The sequence below is a fragment of the Sphingomonas colocasiae genome (assembly GCF_019880585.1).
Lineage (GTDB): Bacteria > Pseudomonadota > Alphaproteobacteria > Sphingomonadales > Sphingomonadaceae > Sphingobium_A > Sphingobium_A colocasiae.
Window position 1 is genome coordinate 112,242 of the sequence record NZ_JAINVV010000007.1, and the last position, 16,905, is coordinate 129,146.

12 protein-coding genes are annotated in these 16,905 nt (G+C 67.4%); 3 read left to right on the forward strand and 9 right to left on the reverse strand.

All coding sequences use genetic code 11. The features are described 5' to 3' along the window. Positions 1-24: 24 nt before the first annotated feature. The 4 genes from K7G82_RS15490 to K7G82_RS15505 all read right to left on the reverse strand — a co-directional run bounded on the left by K7G82_RS15490 (position 25) and on the right by K7G82_RS15505 (position 4,787). Positions 25-1,473, reverse strand: a complete 1,449-nt coding sequence (locus K7G82_RS15490; RefSeq protein ID WP_222990819.1) for an MFS transporter — start codon at positions 1,471-1,473, stop codon at positions 25-27. Between the two features lie 25 nt (positions 1,474-1,498). Then, entirely contained in the window at positions 1,499-2,623 is a 1,125-nt protein-coding gene (gene psrA / locus K7G82_RS15495) for an iron-containing alcohol dehydrogenase PsrA (RefSeq protein WP_222990820.1), read from the reverse strand. Next, complete coding sequence (phnX, locus tag K7G82_RS15500) at positions 2,620-3,465, reverse strand: phosphonoacetaldehyde hydrolase (RefSeq protein ID WP_222990821.1); 846 nt, start codon at positions 3,463-3,465, stop codon at positions 2,620-2,622. The genes psrA and phnX overlap by 4 nt, the downstream gene beginning before the upstream one ends. A gap of 416 nt (positions 3,466-3,881) precedes the next feature. Further along, positions 3,882-4,787: a LysR substrate-binding domain-containing protein gene (locus K7G82_RS15505; protein WP_222990822.1), complete on the reverse strand. Its 906-nt coding sequence runs from the start codon at positions 4,785-4,787 to the stop codon at positions 3,882-3,884. Positions 4,788-4,939: 152 nt separating this feature from the next. Here K7G82_RS15505 and K7G82_RS15510 point away from each other — a divergent pair, with 152 nt between their 5' ends. Next, positions 4,940-8,182, forward strand: a complete 3,243-nt coding sequence (locus tag K7G82_RS15510; RefSeq protein ID WP_222990823.1) for a TonB-dependent receptor plug domain-containing protein — start codon at positions 4,940-4,942, stop codon at positions 8,180-8,182. After that, a complete protein-coding gene (locus tag K7G82_RS15515) occupies positions 8,182-9,465 on the forward strand; it encodes an alkaline phosphatase family protein (protein ID WP_222990824.1) in 1,284 nt (427 codons plus the stop codon). Before K7G82_RS15510 ends, K7G82_RS15515 begins: the two co-directional genes overlap by 1 nt. A gap of 9 nt (positions 9,466-9,474) precedes the next feature. Here the strand turns inward: K7G82_RS15515 and K7G82_RS15520 are convergent, their stop codons facing one another. The 3 genes from K7G82_RS15520 to K7G82_RS15530 form a co-directional block, all read right to left on the reverse strand. Further along, positions 9,475-11,001: a GGDEF domain-containing protein gene (locus tag K7G82_RS15520; protein ID WP_222990825.1), complete on the reverse strand. Its 1,527-nt coding sequence runs from the start codon at positions 10,999-11,001 to the stop codon at positions 9,475-9,477. Between the two features lie 62 nt (positions 11,002-11,063). Next, the gene (locus K7G82_RS15525; protein WP_222990826.1) at positions 11,064-11,474 is read right to left on the reverse strand and encodes a YciI family protein; all 411 of its coding nucleotides are present in this window, start codon (positions 11,472-11,474) and stop codon (positions 11,064-11,066) included. A gap of 116 nt (positions 11,475-11,590) precedes the next feature. Continuing rightward, on the reverse strand, positions 11,591-12,223 hold the full coding sequence (locus K7G82_RS15530) for a glutathione S-transferase family protein (RefSeq protein WP_222990827.1): 633 nt from the start codon (positions 12,221-12,223) through the stop codon (positions 11,591-11,593). A gap of 275 nt (positions 12,224-12,498) precedes the next feature. Between K7G82_RS15530 and K7G82_RS15535 the strand changes: the two genes are divergently transcribed. After that, positions 12,499-12,918: a DUF6481 family protein gene (locus tag K7G82_RS15535; protein ID WP_222990828.1), complete on the forward strand. Its 420-nt coding sequence runs from the start codon at positions 12,499-12,501 to the stop codon at positions 12,916-12,918. A 613-nt stretch (positions 12,919-13,531) separates the two neighbouring features. Here the strand turns inward: K7G82_RS15535 and guaA are convergent. Together guaA and K7G82_RS15545 are read right to left on the reverse strand one after the other, a co-directional pair. After that, positions 13,532-15,091 (reverse strand): glutamine-hydrolyzing GMP synthase, encoded by a 1,560-nt coding sequence (guaA, locus tag K7G82_RS15540; protein WP_222990829.1) that lies wholly within the window; start codon positions 15,089-15,091, stop codon positions 13,532-13,534. A 391-nt stretch (positions 15,092-15,482) separates the two neighbouring features. Continuing rightward, a complete protein-coding gene (locus tag K7G82_RS15545; RefSeq protein WP_222990830.1) occupies positions 15,483-16,862 on the reverse strand; it encodes an aminotransferase-like domain-containing protein in 1,380 nt (459 codons plus the stop codon). Between the last annotated feature and the right edge of the window lie 43 nt (positions 16,863-16,905).

Sequence of the window (16,905 nt, forward strand, 5' to 3'; positions counted from 1 at the left end):
CGGTTCGGCCCGGCTATTCCCCCGTCACGCCGCGAAGAACGGGAAGCGGACGGGGCGGTCGCGCGGGGTTCTGCTGTCCCCCGCTTCCGCGCTGCCCTCTTCCAGCGAGACGTTGCGCGTCTCCTCCCCCCAGATCCTCCACAGCAGCGCGGCGACCGGGCCGGGCAGCGCCAGCGCGATGAGGACGAGCAGCGCAGAGGACGGCGCGCCGGTCGACTGATAGGCGAAGGTCAGGAGCAGCGGCGCGAGCATGGCGCCGACGCGGCCGATCGCCACCGACACGCCAAGCCCGGTCGCGCGCAAGCGGGTGGGCAGGATCTCCGCCGCGATCACATAGGCGGTGATATAGGCCCAGGTGACGCCGAACTGCATCAGGCAATAGCTGAACACCATGCCTGGCAGGGTGGTGAAGGCGTAGAGCGGCAGGATCGCCAGCACGGTCAGGCTGTAGCTGACGAGCAAGGAGGTCCGCCGCCCCACCGCCTCGACCGAGACCGCGCCGACCATGCCGCCGAGCAGGGCCGCCGCATTACCCCAGAAATAATAGAGCGGCAGGTCCGCCGCCGGCACGTTCATTTCGGGCAGGATCACCAGCGCCATCAGCGCCAGCGCGCCATAGACGACCGCCGCCTGCGAGAAGTTGAGCACGCTCGCCAGCCCGCAGCGGTTGCGATAGCCGGTGGAGAGTTCGCGCAGGTTGCGCAGGAAGGACGGCGTCACCGGCATGAAGCTGGCCGGGGCATAGCGGCGGCGGGCGCTTTCGAAGGCGGGCGTGCCCTTGGCGGTCGCGGCGATCGCCTCGACGATCGCCTCCACCTCCGCGACGCGGCCCTGCTGGAGCAGCCAGCGCGGCGATTCCGGGATGGCGCGGCGCACCCAGAGGAAGAACAGCGCCAGCGTCGCCCCCAGGCCGAAACCGATGCGCCAGCCGATCTCGGGCGGAAACCAGCTGAAGAGCAGCCAGGACGCTCCGGCGGAAGCCATGGCGCCCAGCGGAAAGCCGGAGAGGATCAGCGCGTCGGTGCGGCCGCGATGCGCCTTGGGGAAAAATTCGCCCATCGTCGCCGTCACCGCCGAATATTCGCCGCCCACCGCCAGCGCGGTCATGAAGCGGAAGAACAGGAAGGATTCATAATCCCAGGCGAAGGCGGTGCCGGTGGCGAACACGCCGTACCAGAGCAGGGTGGCGAGGAAGAGGCGCTTGCGCCCGAACCGATCGGCCAGATAGCCGAAGCCGATCGCCCCGATCAGCATGCCGACCACCCAGATGCTGACGGCGAGCGACCCCTGCGCGGCGGACAGGTTCCACTGCGTCTTCAGCACGCCGAAGATGCTGCCGATGATGTTGGTCTCGAAGGAATCGAGCGCCCAGCCCACGCCCAGCGCGATCGTCAGCGTGGTGTGGAAACGCGTCCAGGGCATGTTGTCGAGCCGCGCCAGCGCGTCGGTCTCGACCGGTGTTTCGGCAGTCATGGCCGTCTCCTGTGCCTGTGCCATGTTACGCTTCCGCGACGCCGGCGGCGGCGGCGGGAATGGCGATCGGGAAGCGATCCCGCGTTCCGATGAAATTGCGGCCCCTCGGCCCGGCGAAGGCGGCGTCGACGATCTCGCGCCATTCGTCAGGCGCGATGCCCAGCGCGTCGGGACCGGCGGCGACGCCGAGATCGTCGAGGAAGCGGCGCAGGCGGCCGGGGGCGGCATCCAGATCGCCGAACAGCCCCGCCAGCGCCGCGTCGCAATCCCCGTCCGCGCCGATCGCGGCCCGCATCACGTCTGGCAGGCAGAAGGAACAGGCGATGCCGTGCGCGATCCCGTGATCGAGCGTCACCGGATAGGAGATATTGTGCGCCAGCGCCGTGCGCGTGTTGGAAAAGGCGAGGCCGGCGCGGGTGGCGCCCAGCGCCATCACCGTGCGTGCGCCGACGTCCAGCGGATCGCCGTTCAGCCGGGCGAGGCCCGCCATCAGATCGCGCGCCGCCGCGACCGCGAAATCGCGCGTGACGGGCGTGGCGTTGACGTTCCACAGGCTTTCCAGCGCGTGCGACAGGGCATCGAGCCCGCTGGAGAGCGTGATCGGCCAGGGCAGGCTTTCGGTGATCCGGGGATCGACGAACACCGCCTCGGCATAAAGATCGTCACGATCGAGCGAGAGCTTGCGGCCCTGTTCGGGATCCCAGATCGTCGCCCATCGCGTCAGATCACTGCCGGTGCCCGATGTGGTGGGGATGGCGATGATGGGCAGCGCCGGGCGCTCGGGCGGCAGGCCGCTTTCCATATAATGGACGACCGGCGTGTAGCGGCCATGGCCCGCCGCCAGGAATTTCGCGGTATCCATCACCGATCCGCCGCCGAGCGCGACGATCAGCGCGGGCTCCAGCCGCGCGGCGGTGAGGCGATCGCAGATGCGGTGCAGCATGGCGAGCGAGGGGTTGGGCTCGATATCGTCGACCGCCGCCAGCGGCGCGCCCGCGCGCCCCGCCAGATGCGCGCGCCACGGCCGCATCGCCGCGTCGGGATGGGTGACGAGCAGATAAGGGCGGCCGGCGATCGCATCCGCCACCTCATCGAACACGCCATCGCCGAAATGCAGGCGGACGGGATTGTGGAATGACCAGCCGGTCACGGCCGCTCTCCGGCCGCCAGCCGCGCATCGATGGCGTCGATCACGGGCGGCAGATCGGCCACGGTGTCGATCACATAATGGGCGCCGCCGGCCTCCAGCTTCGCATGCGCCGCCCGGCGCAGCCGGTCGCGCGCGCCCTCGTCCAGCGCCCGCCACGCGTCGAGCGGCAGGCCGACCTCATTGCCGCTGGCGACGATCCCCACCGCCCACATGCCCGCCGCCCGGCCGGAGGCGAGGCCAGTGGGGCTGTCGTCCACCACCACGCAGCCGCGCACATCGGCGACGCCCAGCGCCAGGGCATTGGCGAGCACCATGTCCGGCCAGGGGCGGCCCCGCGCCACATCGCTGACGGTGACGCAGCAATCGGGCACATAGCCCTGCGCCGCCGCCAGCGGCGCCAGCCCGTCCATCACCGCGCGCGGATAGCCGGTGGTACTGCCGATCGCGATGCCCCGCGCGCGCAGTTCGGCGATGACCTCGAGCACGCCGGGGATCATCGCGCTGTATTTCGCGCAGTTCACCTCGTCGATCCGCAGGAAATCGGCATAGAGCCGGTCGACATCGCCCTGGGTGGAGGCCGCGCCAACGATGCCCCGCCAACGCGCCTGAACCCCGGGCTGATCCAGGATCAGCTCGATATGCTCGCGCTTGGCGGCGCCCATCGGCAGGCGCGCCTCAGCCTCGCCGATCTCGACACCGGCCAGCGCGAACGCCTCGCGAAACGCGGCCACCGGCGCGATGCAGCCGAAATCGAGCACCGTTCCCGCCCAGTCGAAAATAGCGGCCGATACGGGGCCGCGAAAACCGTGCGGGGCGTCGAACGGCGTGGGGATCGAAGTCATGGATATCCGCTTGAAAATGGGAAGGGATCCCATCGCTAGCGGCGCTTGATGACAGCTATGTCATCATAACATCCGTGTCAGATCGATAAACCTAACGGAAATTTCGTTGAATTGATGCCACCCCACACCGTCATGCCAGCCCTTCGACGCCGCCTGCGGCGTTGCTCAGGATAAACTTCGCCTTCGGCGAAGGCTGGCATCTCCCACAGGACGAAGCGCGATCTGGTTGGCAGATGCCAGCCTGCGCTGGCATGACGGCATGGGGTTGGTTTCAAGCCGTTCGATCCCTCGCCGTCGCTCCAGCGAAAGCTGGAGCCTATACGATGCCTCCGGCTCCATTGCGGCTAGAAGATCGCATGGGCTCCAGCTTTCGCTGGAGCGACGGCGTATTGGGTTCCCCCTCGGCGGTCCGAACCCTAACCCTCCGCCACAACCCCGCCCCGCACCCGCCGCTTCCCCGCCCTGGTCTGCCTGAGCGCGTCGAAGAACGCGGCGATGATGCGGCTGCGGCGGCGTTCGCGCAGGCAGCAGACATGGATGTGCGTGAGCACCGGCGCGCCGGCGATGGGCAGCGGGTGGAGCTGTTCGTCGGGCACATATTCGGATTCGGAAACGGTGCCGATGCCAAGCCCCCGGATGACGGCTTCGCGGATCGCCTCGCGGCTGCCGATCTCCATCGCGACGCGCGGCGACGCGCCGATCGCGGCCAGCCCTTCCTCCAGCGCGCGGCGCGTCGTCGATCCGCGCTCCCGCATCAGCAGCTTTTCTTTCGCGAGATCGGCCAGCTCGATGCTCTTGAGCGCGGCCAGCCGATGATCGCGACGAACAAAGGCCATCACCGGATAGCTCGCATAATGCTGGACATGATAGCGATCGTCATCGGTGTCGTGCGCCAATATGCCGACGTCGCAGCTATAATTGGCCAGTTCGCGCAGCACCGATTCCGAATTGCCCAGCGCCGTCGACAGATAGACGTCGGGATAGCTGGCGTTGAACGCCTCGATCATCTCGATGACATGGAAGGGGCTGACCGCGCCGATCTTCAGCGCGCCGCTGCGCAGATCGGCGCTGTCCTTCAGCATCATCGCCGCGTCGTCCTCCAGGTCGATCATCTGGCGCGCGATCTGGAGGAGCTGGTCGCCGACCTGGGTGAGTTCGATGCGGCGGCCCCGGCGCTCGAACAGGCGCACCTTATGCTCCTCCTCCAGCGTCTGGATCTGCGAGGTGATCGTCGTCTGGCTCATCTTGAGCGCGCGGGCGGCGGCGGTGAAGCCGTTGTGGCGGGCGACCGCGATGAAGCTGCGGAGCTGGTTCAGCGTCACGGATGATATCCATCGAAATTTTCGGTGGATCTATCGGTAAAGCACGGCCCATCCGACAACAATAGCGTCACGCTGAAATCCTATCCGGTCTTCGACAAGGCGGGCGCCGGGACAGCCTGTGCCGCCGCGCCTGGAGATTCAGGGGAAGACCAATGGTTCGTCATTCGATTTTGTGCGGCACCGCGATCATCGCCGTGCTGGCCGCGACCTCCGCCGCGCAAGCGCAGACCGCGCCGCTGCCCGCCGACGCCGACGCGCCGGCCAGCGACGAGGATATCGTGGTCACCGGCACCAATCTGCGCCGCGCGGAGGCGGAGGCCGAGGGCGCGTTGCCCGTCACCGTCATCGACCGCTCGGACATCGAACTGCGCGGCGGATCGACCGGCGCGGACCTGTTCGCCACCCTGCCCTTCGCCGGCCCGCCCGCCATCAACGAAGCGACGATCGCGTCGCAGGGCGCGCGCGGCGACGTCGCCTCGGTCGACCTGCGCGGCATCGGCGCGGGCAGCACGCTGATGCTGATCAACGGCCGCCGCATGGCGCCGCATCCGCTGTCGGGCACCGATCAGGGCGTGCCGGCGCTGTCCGCCAACGCCAATGTCATTCCCACCGCGCTGCTCTCCCGCGTCGAGGTGCTGCGCGACGGCGCTTCCGCCATCTATGGCGCGGACGCGGCGGCGGGCGTGATCAACTCGATCATCTCGCCCAACAGCGAGGGCGGGCGGATCAGCTTCGATACCGGGCTGACCGAACATGGCGGCGCGGAGGAGTTCCGTATCACCGCCGCCAACAGCTTCAGGTTCGGCAAGACCTCGATCGGCGTTTCGCTCGATCTGTTCCGGCGCAACGAACTGCTGTTCACCGATCGCGAATGGGGCAGCCAGTCGGACCTGCGCCGCACCCGCAAGCTGCCCGCGCCATGGGACGGACTGGCCGTGATCAATCCCGCGACGGGCGCCGCCTTCGCGCTGGACAACGACCTCGATAACGGCAGCACGATCAACCATTATGGCCAGTATCGGCGCGGCTCCATCCAGTCCGATTTCCTGACCTTCAACGGATCGCGCCCCGTGGGCAATCGCGGCATCTCCACCGCGACCGCGCCGGCGGGCGGCGTCGCCACCATGGCGGCGGACGGCACTTTCTTCCTGTATCCCGACGCCAATGGCGCTGTGAACTTCAGGCAGACGACGCCGTCGCGCAATCTGGGCAATCCCGAGGACGAATATTACGACAACCGCCTGCCGCACCGCACGCTCATCCCCGGGCTGAAACGCGTCAACGCCGCCCTGTTCGTCGAGCATGAGCTGAACGACGACATCACCCTGTTCGGCGATGTGCTCTATTCCGGCTCCCGCGCGAACAGCCAGCGCGAAGAAGCCAATATGCAGAACGTCAACGAGCCCGGCCTCTATATCCCGGCCTCCAACCCCTATAACCCGTTCGGCGTGCGCTTCTACGATGTGGCGGGCGCGCCCAATGCCGACGGCACCCCGCGCATCCAGGGCACGCCGGGCGACGTCACCATCATTTCCGGCCTGATCCCGCCGGGCACGCGCGATCGCTACATCCAGGTCAATTCCAGCTTCTACCGCGCGCTGGCCGGCGCGCGCGGCCGGATCGGCGAGAACTGGAGCTGGGAAAGCGGGCTGCTGATCTCCGGCGCGTACAGCCATGAGACGGAGACCAACATCTACCGGGAATCGCTGCTGCGCCGCGCGCTCGATCGGACGGACGCGACCGCCTACAACCCCTTCCCCGTCACCTTCAAGGTGGTGAACAACCAGGTGGTGGTCGACAAGGCCTATGTGAATCCCGCCTCGGTCACCGATCCGATGTACGACACCGACAATCGCTACGGCAAAACCCGGATCATCACCTGGGACGCCAAGCTTTCGGGCGAGCTGTGGCAGTTGCCGGGCGGCGGCGGCCGCATGCAGGTGGCGGCGGGCGCCGAGATGCGCTGGGAAAGCTATCGTGCATGGAAGGCGCCCTATGCCGGGCTCAACCCCGCCGGATCGGGCAAGGACTTCCCCTATCTGCGCGAGGACGACAACGACTTCATCGCGATGAGCCCCAATTCGGACATCGATGCGAGCCAGAATGTGCAATCGGCCTATGCCGAGGTCGCGCTGCCGCTGATCACGCAGGACAATCGCTTCACCCTCGCCGAATATTTCGAGATCGGCGCCGCGATCCGCCATGAGCGTTTCTCGATCCACGGCCAGAGCACCACGCCCAAGCTGAGCGTGTTGTGGGCGCCGACACGCTGGCTGCGGCTGCGCGGTTCGTACAATGAATCCTTCCGCGCGCCCAATCTGGCGCAGACCGATACGACGCCGCTGCTGCGCGTGAACTATGCCGCCGATCCCTATCGCGCCGACGTCACCAATGCCGCGATCGACAATAACGGCCCGCGCCGAACCTTCCGCCAGGGCAATGACCGGCTGAATCCCGAGCGCGCGAAGAACTGGGGCGCGGGCTTCGTGCTCGACGTGCCCGGCGTGCCCGGCCTGTCCTTCACCGCCGATTACTGGAAGATGCGCCAGCGCGATGCGATCACCGCGCTCGGCAACGCGCAGGTGCTCGCGCTCGACGAACTCGCGCTCGATCTCGCCACGCAGGAAGCGCTCAAATCGGGCAAGACGATCGATCAGGTCGATCTCGGCTCGGGCGGCGCCAATTATGCGGGCAATGGCCGCGTCACCCGGCGCGCGCCGACCGATGCGGACCGCGCCGCATTCGCCGCGTACAATGCCGCACAGCCCGGCAACGCGACGAAGCGCGCGGTGGTGGGGGAGATCACCAGCCTGATCAACGACTATATCAATCTCGGTTCGCGCCGCCTGGCGGGCATCGACTTCGGCCTGCAATATCGCGTGCCCGATTTCGGCATCGGCCAGTTCACCCTGCGCGGCGAAGCCACCCGCAACATCCAGCGCGACGAGGAACTCGCCGACGACGGCGTCGTGATCGATCAGCTCGGCAAGGATGGCCGCGCCAAATGGATCGGCAACCTCGCGCTCAACTGGAAGAGCGGCGGCTGGTCGATGGACTGGTTCACCACCTATTACGGCGCGTCGGCCGACACCTCGACTTCGACGACCGAGGCGATCTACGAGGCGCTGGGCAAGCCCAAGAGCATCACCGTGTTCAACGACAATGGCATCAACCGCTATTATATGCGCGTGAAGCCCGCGACCCTGCACAATTTCCGCATCACCTACGCCTTCGGCAATGGCGCGGGTGACCGGTTCCGCAATTCGATCACCTTCAGCGTCAACAATGTGTTCGATGCCTGGCCGCCGGTGGCGGACGAGGATGAGGGTTTCTTCGTCGGCACCGTCAACCCGCGCGGCCGCCAGTTCCGCCTCAAATTCGAGCATAAATTCTGATGCGGACGCGGCGCGCGATCCTGTCGCTCACCGCGCTGGCGCTGGCCGGGCTCCTGACCGGGAGCCCGGCGGAGGCCCGGCCGGCGGTGGCGGTCACTGAGGCGAAGGCGGCGGAGCGCCACGCCGTGCTGCTGATCTCGATCGACGGGCTGATGCCCGATGCCGTGCTGAACGCGGACAGCCATGGGCTGGGCATCCCCACGCTGCGGGCCATGCTGGCGGAGGGCGGCCATGCGCGCGTGATCAACGTCAATCCCACGGTGACCAATCCCAACCACACGACATTGGTGACAGGGGTGCCGCCACGCGAGCACGGCATCTACAACAACCGCCCGTTCGAGGCGGCGGCAACGCTGCCCAAAAGCTACAGCCTCTATGCCCAGATCAAGGCGCCGACCCTGTGGGGCGCGGCGAAGGCGGCGGGGCTGAAGACGGGCAGCCTCTTCTGGCCCGTCACCGGGCAAGCGGGCGACATCGATTTCAACCTGACCGACGGCGATGACGAGGATGACCGCAAGATCGCCGATGACGCGATCGCGCTGATCGAGCGCGAACGCCCCGAATTGCTGACGGTCCATTTCGTCTCGCTCGACCATCGCCAGCATGAGACCGGCCCGCTCAGCACCGAAGCCAGGGCGGCGCTGGAACGGATCGACACCGCGATCGGCCGCGTCGTCGCTGCGCAGCGCAAGGCGCATCCCGACACCGTGATCGCCATCGTCTCCGATCACGGCTTCTTCAGGGTGACGCATCAGATGAACCTGAACGCGGCGCTGGCCGAAGGCGGCTTCATCGTCCTGAACGCGGAAAAGGCGGTCGCGTCGTGGCGCGCCTTCGCCTGGTATGTCGGCGGATCGGCGATGATCGTGCTGCGCGATCCGAAAGACGCGCGGACGAAGGCGCGGGTGAAGGCATATCTGCGCGGGCTGGCCGCCGATCCGGCGAACGGGATCGAAGGCATCCATGACGGCGGCGAGATCGCCAGCCTGGGGCTGTCTCCCGACGCGGCGTTCGTCGTCGCCTTCAGGCCCGGCTATCGCATGGGCAATGCGATGACGGGACCGCTGGTGAAAGACGACACGGGCGGCGCGCACGGCGCGTTCTCGACCCGGACCTTGCGCCCGGACATGCGTTCGACCTTCCTCATCGCCGGACCGGGGATCGCCGCGGTACGCGATCTCGGCACGATCGACATGCGCCGCATCGCGCCCACCCTTGCCGGGGAACTGCGTGTGGATCTGCCGTCGGCGGCATTGCCGCCGCTGCGGCTCCGCGATCGCTGAGGACCGGCCTCAGCCGGATCCCGCGCGCGCTGTCTGGGTGGGTTCGTCGACCGGCCAGGCGGCAGTCACACGATTGCGACCGGCGCGCTTGGAATCGTACAGCGCACCGTCCGCGCGCTCCAGCAATCTTGGTCCTGCCTCGGCATCGATCTGCAACAATCGCGCCGCGCCGATGCTCACCGTGACCCGCCCTGCCGGCGCGGGAGACGACAGTGCCAGCGCCTCAACCGCCGCGCGCATCGCTTCCGCGCGGGCGAGCGCTTCGGCCGGGCTCGCGCCGGGCAGGATCGCCGCGAATTCCTCGCCGCCATAGCGGGCGACGATATCGGTGGCGCGGCCGGCGCAACCGCGCAGTGCGCCCGCCACCTCGCACAGCCGCGCATCGCCGGTGCCGTGGCCAAGCGTATCGTTGAGCAGCTTGAAATGATCGATATCGATCATCAACAGCGCAAGGCCATCGCCCGCGCGCGCCGCGCGGGTGAGTTCGCGGCGCAGCGCCTCGTCGAACTGGCGGCGATTGGGCAGGCCGGTCAGCGCGTCGATATGCGACATCCGCGCCAGCCGGTCGCGCTCGCCCAGCGCGTGAAGCTGGCTGAGCACGGCGCGCAGGCCATGGCCAAGCGTGGCGGCGACGCAGCCGGCGATCGCCAGCACGGGCATGTGCGGCACCAGCGCGGCGGAAATGATCAGCAGGCCGACGGGCAGGATCAGCGGGCTGCCCGCAGTCACAACCCGTTCGAAGATCCTTCCTGCCGACGGGGCCGGCGGCGGATCGCCCGCGCGCAGGGCAAGCACGGCGAGCAGGATGAACGGCAGGCCGACGATCAGGCTGACCGGTGCGACGCCCGGCCCTTCGTCGACGAAATGATTATAATAGCCGGCGGCGAGCATATAGACGCCGGCAAAGGCCGCCAGCGTGCCGAACAGCTGGCGCTCGCGATCGATCGCGCTGGCGCGGAAGCGGACGAGCGCCAGCACTGCTATGAAGATGTTCTGGATGTCGAACATCGCCGAAAGCGTCAGCAGCCCGGCATCCTCCTGCGTTCCGGCAAGCGGCACGAAGCTGAAGATATAGACGGCGAACAGCGCCCCCAGGAGCAGCGCCAGCACGCCATCGACCACGCGCACCCGCCAGGGATCGCCGCCGGGGCTGGCGAGCATGAAGATGAGCGGCACGCCGTACAGCACGAACAGCAGCATCGAGACCGCGCCATTGCCCGTCGCGGCCGGCGTGAGCAGCACCTCCACGAGTTGCGATCCGATGCCCGCTGTCCAGCACAGCATCGCCGCGCCCAGCGCCATCCATCCCTGCCGGGCACGCCCACGGCTGCGCAAGGCCCGCCAGATACAGGCGATCGCGGCGATCAGCGGCGCCAGAGTTTCGAACATCAGCGTGACCGGCGCATTCGTATCGCCGCTCAGGAGCGCCGCGATGCCATGCGCCGGAACGAAGATCAGGGGCAGCAGCCAGACCAGCCGCCGCGCGGCCGGATCGGCCGAAAGCCCCGGATGATCGGGCCTCGCCTTGCCTGGCATATCCGCACCCATGAACGACAAGGTACCGGGGGCACGGTTAACGTTTGTCTAGCGAGGCGCCATCAGGCGACGCCGAGCGTGTCGCGCGCGTCGTCGCCCAGGGCGGAGAGGAGATCGGCCATGTCCGTCTCTTCCAGGAAGGGCCGGATTTCCACCTCGCTGCGGCCCGGCATCAGATTGGGGCAGCGCTTCGCCCAGGCGACCGCCTCGTCCATGTCCTTGACCTCCCAGATCGAGAAGCCCGCGACCAGCTCGCGCGTCTCGGCGAACGGCCCGTCGGTGACGGTGCGGGCGGGCCCGTCATAGATGATGCGCTTCGCCGAGGCGCTGGACTTGAGGCCCGCGCCGGCCAGCAGGACGCCGGCACTGGCCAGTTCCTCGTTGAACCGCTCCATCGCCTCGAACGCCTCCATCGTCGGCGGCGCGCCCTTTTCGCTGTCCTCACTGGCTTTTACGAACACCATCACCCGCATCGCCTGTCTCCTTGTTGAAGCCGGCCGCATGGCCTGACATCGGGACGACGAACGAGTGTGTCGGAAATCGACGGCGTTGGGCAAATTTTTATCGCACCGCCCGACGATAAGCGACGTCATGCGCCCACCGGTTCACCCACCGCCGCGGCATGCACGGCCGCCATCTCGGCATCGGCGGCATCGACGAGCCGGAAAGCGGGCCGGCTGGTGATCCGCTCGGCAAAGCGCTCGAAGACCTCGCTCCTGGGTACAAGGCCGAACGTCATGGTCCAGCTCAGCGCTGCGCCCCACAGGATATCGGCGGCCGTCAGGCGGTCGCCGAACAGGTACGGCCCGCCCGCCAGTTGCGCCTCGACCGCGCCAAGCATGGTTTCGTAATCGGCATAGGGCGATTGGCCGATCGGAGCCGGATCGCGCCGCATGAACCTGTCGATCAACGCCGGTTCGAACGACGATCCATAATAGGCGATCCAGCGCAGATAGGGACCGCGCAGCGGATCGTTCAGCGCCGGCGCGAGGCCGGTCCGCGGAAAGAGATCGGCGAGATGGATGGTGATCGCGACCTGCTCCGTCATGATCGCGCCGCGATAGCGGATCGCCGGCACCTTGCCGAGCGGATTGACGGCGAGATAGGCGGGCGCGCGCCGCTCGCCCGGCTTCGCGGCGCATAATAGAGGGTCACCCGATCCGTATCGGTCATGCCATGGTCCATCCGGCTGTTGTCGATGGACGGGCTTGTAGAGAGCCATGGCTGACAGCGTGTGTCAGCATGGTTGGGGCCTTGGCTATTTCGGGTTCTGCGGCTCCTTGCGGAGCCGAGCAAACCGGATGCTCGCCCCCGGGATATTTTCAATCTGAGCATGATCGAGCGATCTCTCTCGCCAAAGGCGCCAGGCGATGATCATCGCGTTGGCGTGGGGTTACCGAACTGCCGCGTGGCGGATCGACTTCGGCACTTTCACTCATCATAGGGGGCTCATGCCGTCATTCGCGGCACGCTTGATACAAGGAGAAGCAACGAAGCATGTCAGCATTCCAAATTCCAGGATTTCAGGAGCGACAGCAGGCGGCAGCCCGCGCCCGGAGCGCCGCGCTGGCAAAATACAAGGCCCGGCTTCCCGTCGACGAATCAGTGTTAGCCGAACGGACCGCCCGCCGCGTCGCCCGCGAGAAGGCGGAGGCTGAGAAAAAAGCCGCGGCCCGGCGCGCCAGGGAGGCCGCCGCTCGCGCGAAGGAAGAGGCCGTCGAAGCGAAGCGTGAACAGGTCCGGCAGGCTGCCGTCGCGGCGGAAGCCGTTGTGAAGGCGGAGCGCGATGCGGAGGTCCAGGCACGGGCGGACGCCAAAGCGAAGAAGCGGGAAGAACGGTTGCTCTGGACCGAGGAGGATCGAAAGGCTGCACGCGACGCCCGCTACGCAGCCAGAAAGGCACGGCGGGCACGCTGATATGCAGGAAAGAGGGCGGCCGAGCCGTCCTCTTTCCTGCATTAGCATCGGCGCGGAAGCCGGGGCGCCTTAGTTGCCATGCTATCAACTCGTCGCAAAAGTCCGACGCTCCCGTTCTGACCAGATGGCGGCTTTCGGGCATCCACCATCAAACGGCGAATGGTCGATATCAGGGCGCATAGCTGACATGAGTTTCTATTAGCCGGCCCCAGCTACATATCGCTTTGCCGCACCGCCACGCGAGTGAACGCGGAGAACCTCCCCCGGACCTTGTCTATTTCGCGTTCTGCGGCTCCTTGCGGAGCCGAGTAAACCGGATGATCGTCCCCCGGACGATCATTACTTCCGGCCCTGCGGCTCCTTGTGGAGCCGGGTAAACCGGGGTGATCGTCCCCCGGACGATCATTACTTCCGGCCCTGCGGCTCCTTGTGGAGCCGGGTAAACCGGGGTGATCGTCCCCCGGACGATCATTACTTCCGGCCCTGCGGCTCCTTGCGGAGCCGGGTAAACCGGGGTGATCGTCCCCCGGACGATCATTACTTCCGGCCCTGCGGCTCCTTGCGGAGCCGAGTAAACCGGATGATCGTCCCCCGGACGATCATTACTTCCGGTTTACTCCCATTCGATCGTGCCCGGGGGCTTCGACGTGTAATCGTAAACCACGCGATTGATCCCCTTCACCTCGTTCACGATCCGCGTCGCCACGCGGGTCAGGAAGCTGGCGTCGAAGGGGAAGACGTCGGCGGTCATGCCGTCCGTCGAGGTGACGGCGCGCAGCGCGCAGACCGAATCATAGGTGCGATGATCGCCCATCACGCCGACGGTGCGGACCGGCAGCAGCACCGCGAAGGCCTGCCAGATCGCGTCGTAGAGCCCGGCGTTGCGGATCTCCTCCAGATAGATGGCGTCGGCCTTGCGCAATATGTCGCAGCGTTCCTTGGTGACTTCGCCCGGAATGCGGATCGCCAGGCCCGGCCCGGGGAAAGGATGGCGGCCGACGAAGATGTCGGGCAGGCCCAGCTCGCGGCCGAGCGCGCGGACCTCGTCCTTGAACAGCTCGCGCAGCGGCTCGACCAGCTTCATGTTCATGCGTTCGGGCAGGCCGCCGACATTGTGGTGGCTCTTGATCGTCACGCTCGGCCCGCCGGTGAAGCTGACGCTTTCGATCACATCGGGATAAAGCGTGCCCTGCGCCAGGAATTCGGCGCCGCCGATCTTGCGCGCCTCGGCCTCGAACACGTCGATGAAGGTCTTGCCGATGAACTTGCGCTTCTTCTCGGGATCGGTCTCGCCCGCGAGGCCGTTCAGGAACAGCGTCTCGCAGCTCACATGGACCAGCGGGATATTATAGTGGTTGCGGAACAGGCTGACGACCTGATCGGCCTCCCCACTGCGCATCAGGCCGTGATCGACGAAGACGCAGGTGAGCTGCTCGCCGATCGCCTCATGGATCAGCACTGCTGCCACCGCGCTGTCGACGCCGCCGGAGAGCCCGCAGATCACCTTGCCCTTGCCCACCTGTTCGCGGATCTGGCGGATCTTGGTCTCTCGGAACTCGGCCATCGTCCAGTCGCCCGCCAGACCGCAGACATGGCGAACGAAATTCGCGAGCAGCTTGCCGCCATCGGGGGTGTGAACCACCTCCGGATGGAACTGCATCGCATAGAAGCGCTTCTCGTCATTCGCGATTACCGCAAAGGGCGCGCCGTCGGTGGTCGCGACGATGCGGAAGCCGGGCGCGAGCGAAGTCACCTTGTCGCCATGGCTCATCCACACCTGATGCGTCTCACCCTCCGTCCACAGTCCGTCGAAGAGCGCGCACTGACCGGAAACCTGGATGAAGGCGCGGCCGAACTCCCCGCTCTCGCCGCCCTCGACCTCACCACCGAGCTGCTGCGTCATTGTCTGCTGACCATAGCAGATGCCGAGAATGGGGATGCCCGCATCGAAGAAATGCTGCGGCGCGCGCGGGCTTTCCGCCTCGGTCACGCTCGCCGGCCCGCCGGACAGGATGATGCCCTTGGGCTTCAGCCGTTCAAAGGCCTCCCCCGCCGAATTGAAGGGCGCGATCTCGCTATAGACGCCGGCTTCGCGCACCCGCCGGGCGATGAGCTGGGTCACCTGGCTTCCGAAATCGACGATGAGGATGGAATCCTGATGATCTGCGGACATCGAGTCGGCGGCTCCTGTGCGAGAGGGGGATGCGCGCGGCACTAGGTTGCCGGAGCCGCCCTGTCCAGTTTTGGGCGTCCAGTTTCGGGCGCCCGGTTTTAGGGCGCCCAGTTCCCGCGCAATACTAGGGTCCGGCGCCATGACTGCTGAGGTCGAGATGGTATCAGATCGGGATGAGCCGCCGGGAGGAAGGTGCGGCGCGTGGCATCGCCACGTGCAAGCGTTCCGACGCCGCGGATCGCCCGATATGATGCCACCCTTCAGGCGAGGAGGAATTGGATCCCTGGCGTCGTTGCTCGATTGCCGGATAGCGATGCTATCCGGCGCACTCGCGCCTGGCCATGAACCCAATTCGCCCTCGTCACGGCCTCATCAGTCATGGGGCCGGACCCTAGATAAGGTGCGCGCCCCGTGCGCCCTGCATCATCGCGTCGAGCATCGTCAGCGTGCGCGCCAGCCGCTCGCGCGAAAGGCCGCCGCCGATGGAGATGCGCAGCGCCTGCCCCGCCCCGCCCGGATCGACGGCGAAGGCGTCCGACGTCACCACCGACAGGCCGGCGGGCCGCAGCGTCCCCACCAGATCGGCGGCGGCGATGCCGGCGGGCAGCGCCAGCCAGAGATGATAGCCTTGCGGATGCGTCGCATAGTCCAGGTCGCGCAGGATATCGGCGGCGATCGCCTGACGCGCCACCGCCTCCGCGCGCACCTCCGCCACCAGCGCGGCGAAGCTGCCGTTGCGCAACCACAGGGTTGCGAGCGCCGCGCTGACCGGCGGCGGCATGATCGCGGTTTCATGCAGCTCGCCCGCCAGCCGCCACGCGTCCCGCGCGGAAGGCGCGCGCAGATAAGCGATGCGCAGCGCGGGCGAGATGATCTTGGACAGGCTCGTCACATGCCAGGTGCGTTCGGGCGCGAAGGCCGCGATCGGCGGCAGCGGCGCCGCCGGCAACAGGCCATAGGCATCATCCTCGATCACGATCAGATCGTGCCGGCGCGCGACATCAGCGATGGCGCGGCGGCGTTCCTCCCCCATCGTCGCGGCCGTCGGATTGTCGTTGGTCGGCACCATATAGACCGCGCGCACGCCGCCCGCGCGCGCGGCGAGATCGAGCGCGCGCGGATCGATCCCCTCGCCATCGCCGTCGATCGCGCGCACGACCAGTCCGAACCGCCGCGCCAGCGCCAGCAGGCCGGGATAGGCGAAACGGCCGATGCAGATCGTATCGCCCGCCGACAACAGCGTGCCGAGGATCGCGTGGAGCGCGTTCTGGCCGCCGCTGGCGACCAAAACGTCATCTTCCGTCGCCGCGATGCCCCGCGCCGCGAGCAGCGCGGCGCCGGCGGCGCGATCGGGCTGGGCGCCGCCGCTCGGCTGATACTGGAAGCGCCCGGCCGCCCCCGGCCCCGCGAGCAGTTCAGCCACCCCTTCGCGGAAACAGGCGGCGAAGCGCCCGCCCAGCGGCTCGGGCGGCAGGTTCATGCCGGTATCGGTCAGCACCGCGCCGGTCGCTTCCGCCTGCCCGCCCACATCGGCGCGCACGAAGCTGCCCCGCCGCCCGCCGCCCTCGATCAGGCCCAGCCGGCGCACTTCATTATAGGCCTTGGTCACCGTGGTCAGGTCCACCGCCAGCCGCTCGGCCAGCGCGCGCTGCGGCGGCAGTCGGTCTCCGGGCCTGAGCACGCCAGCCTCGATATCGCGCGCGAGCGCGCTGGCGATCGCCAGATAAATGGGCGCGGCTTCCGCCGCCAGATCGGGCACCCAGCTTTGCATGTCTCTAACCTTGACTTTGCATGGCATGATAGCCATACATAAT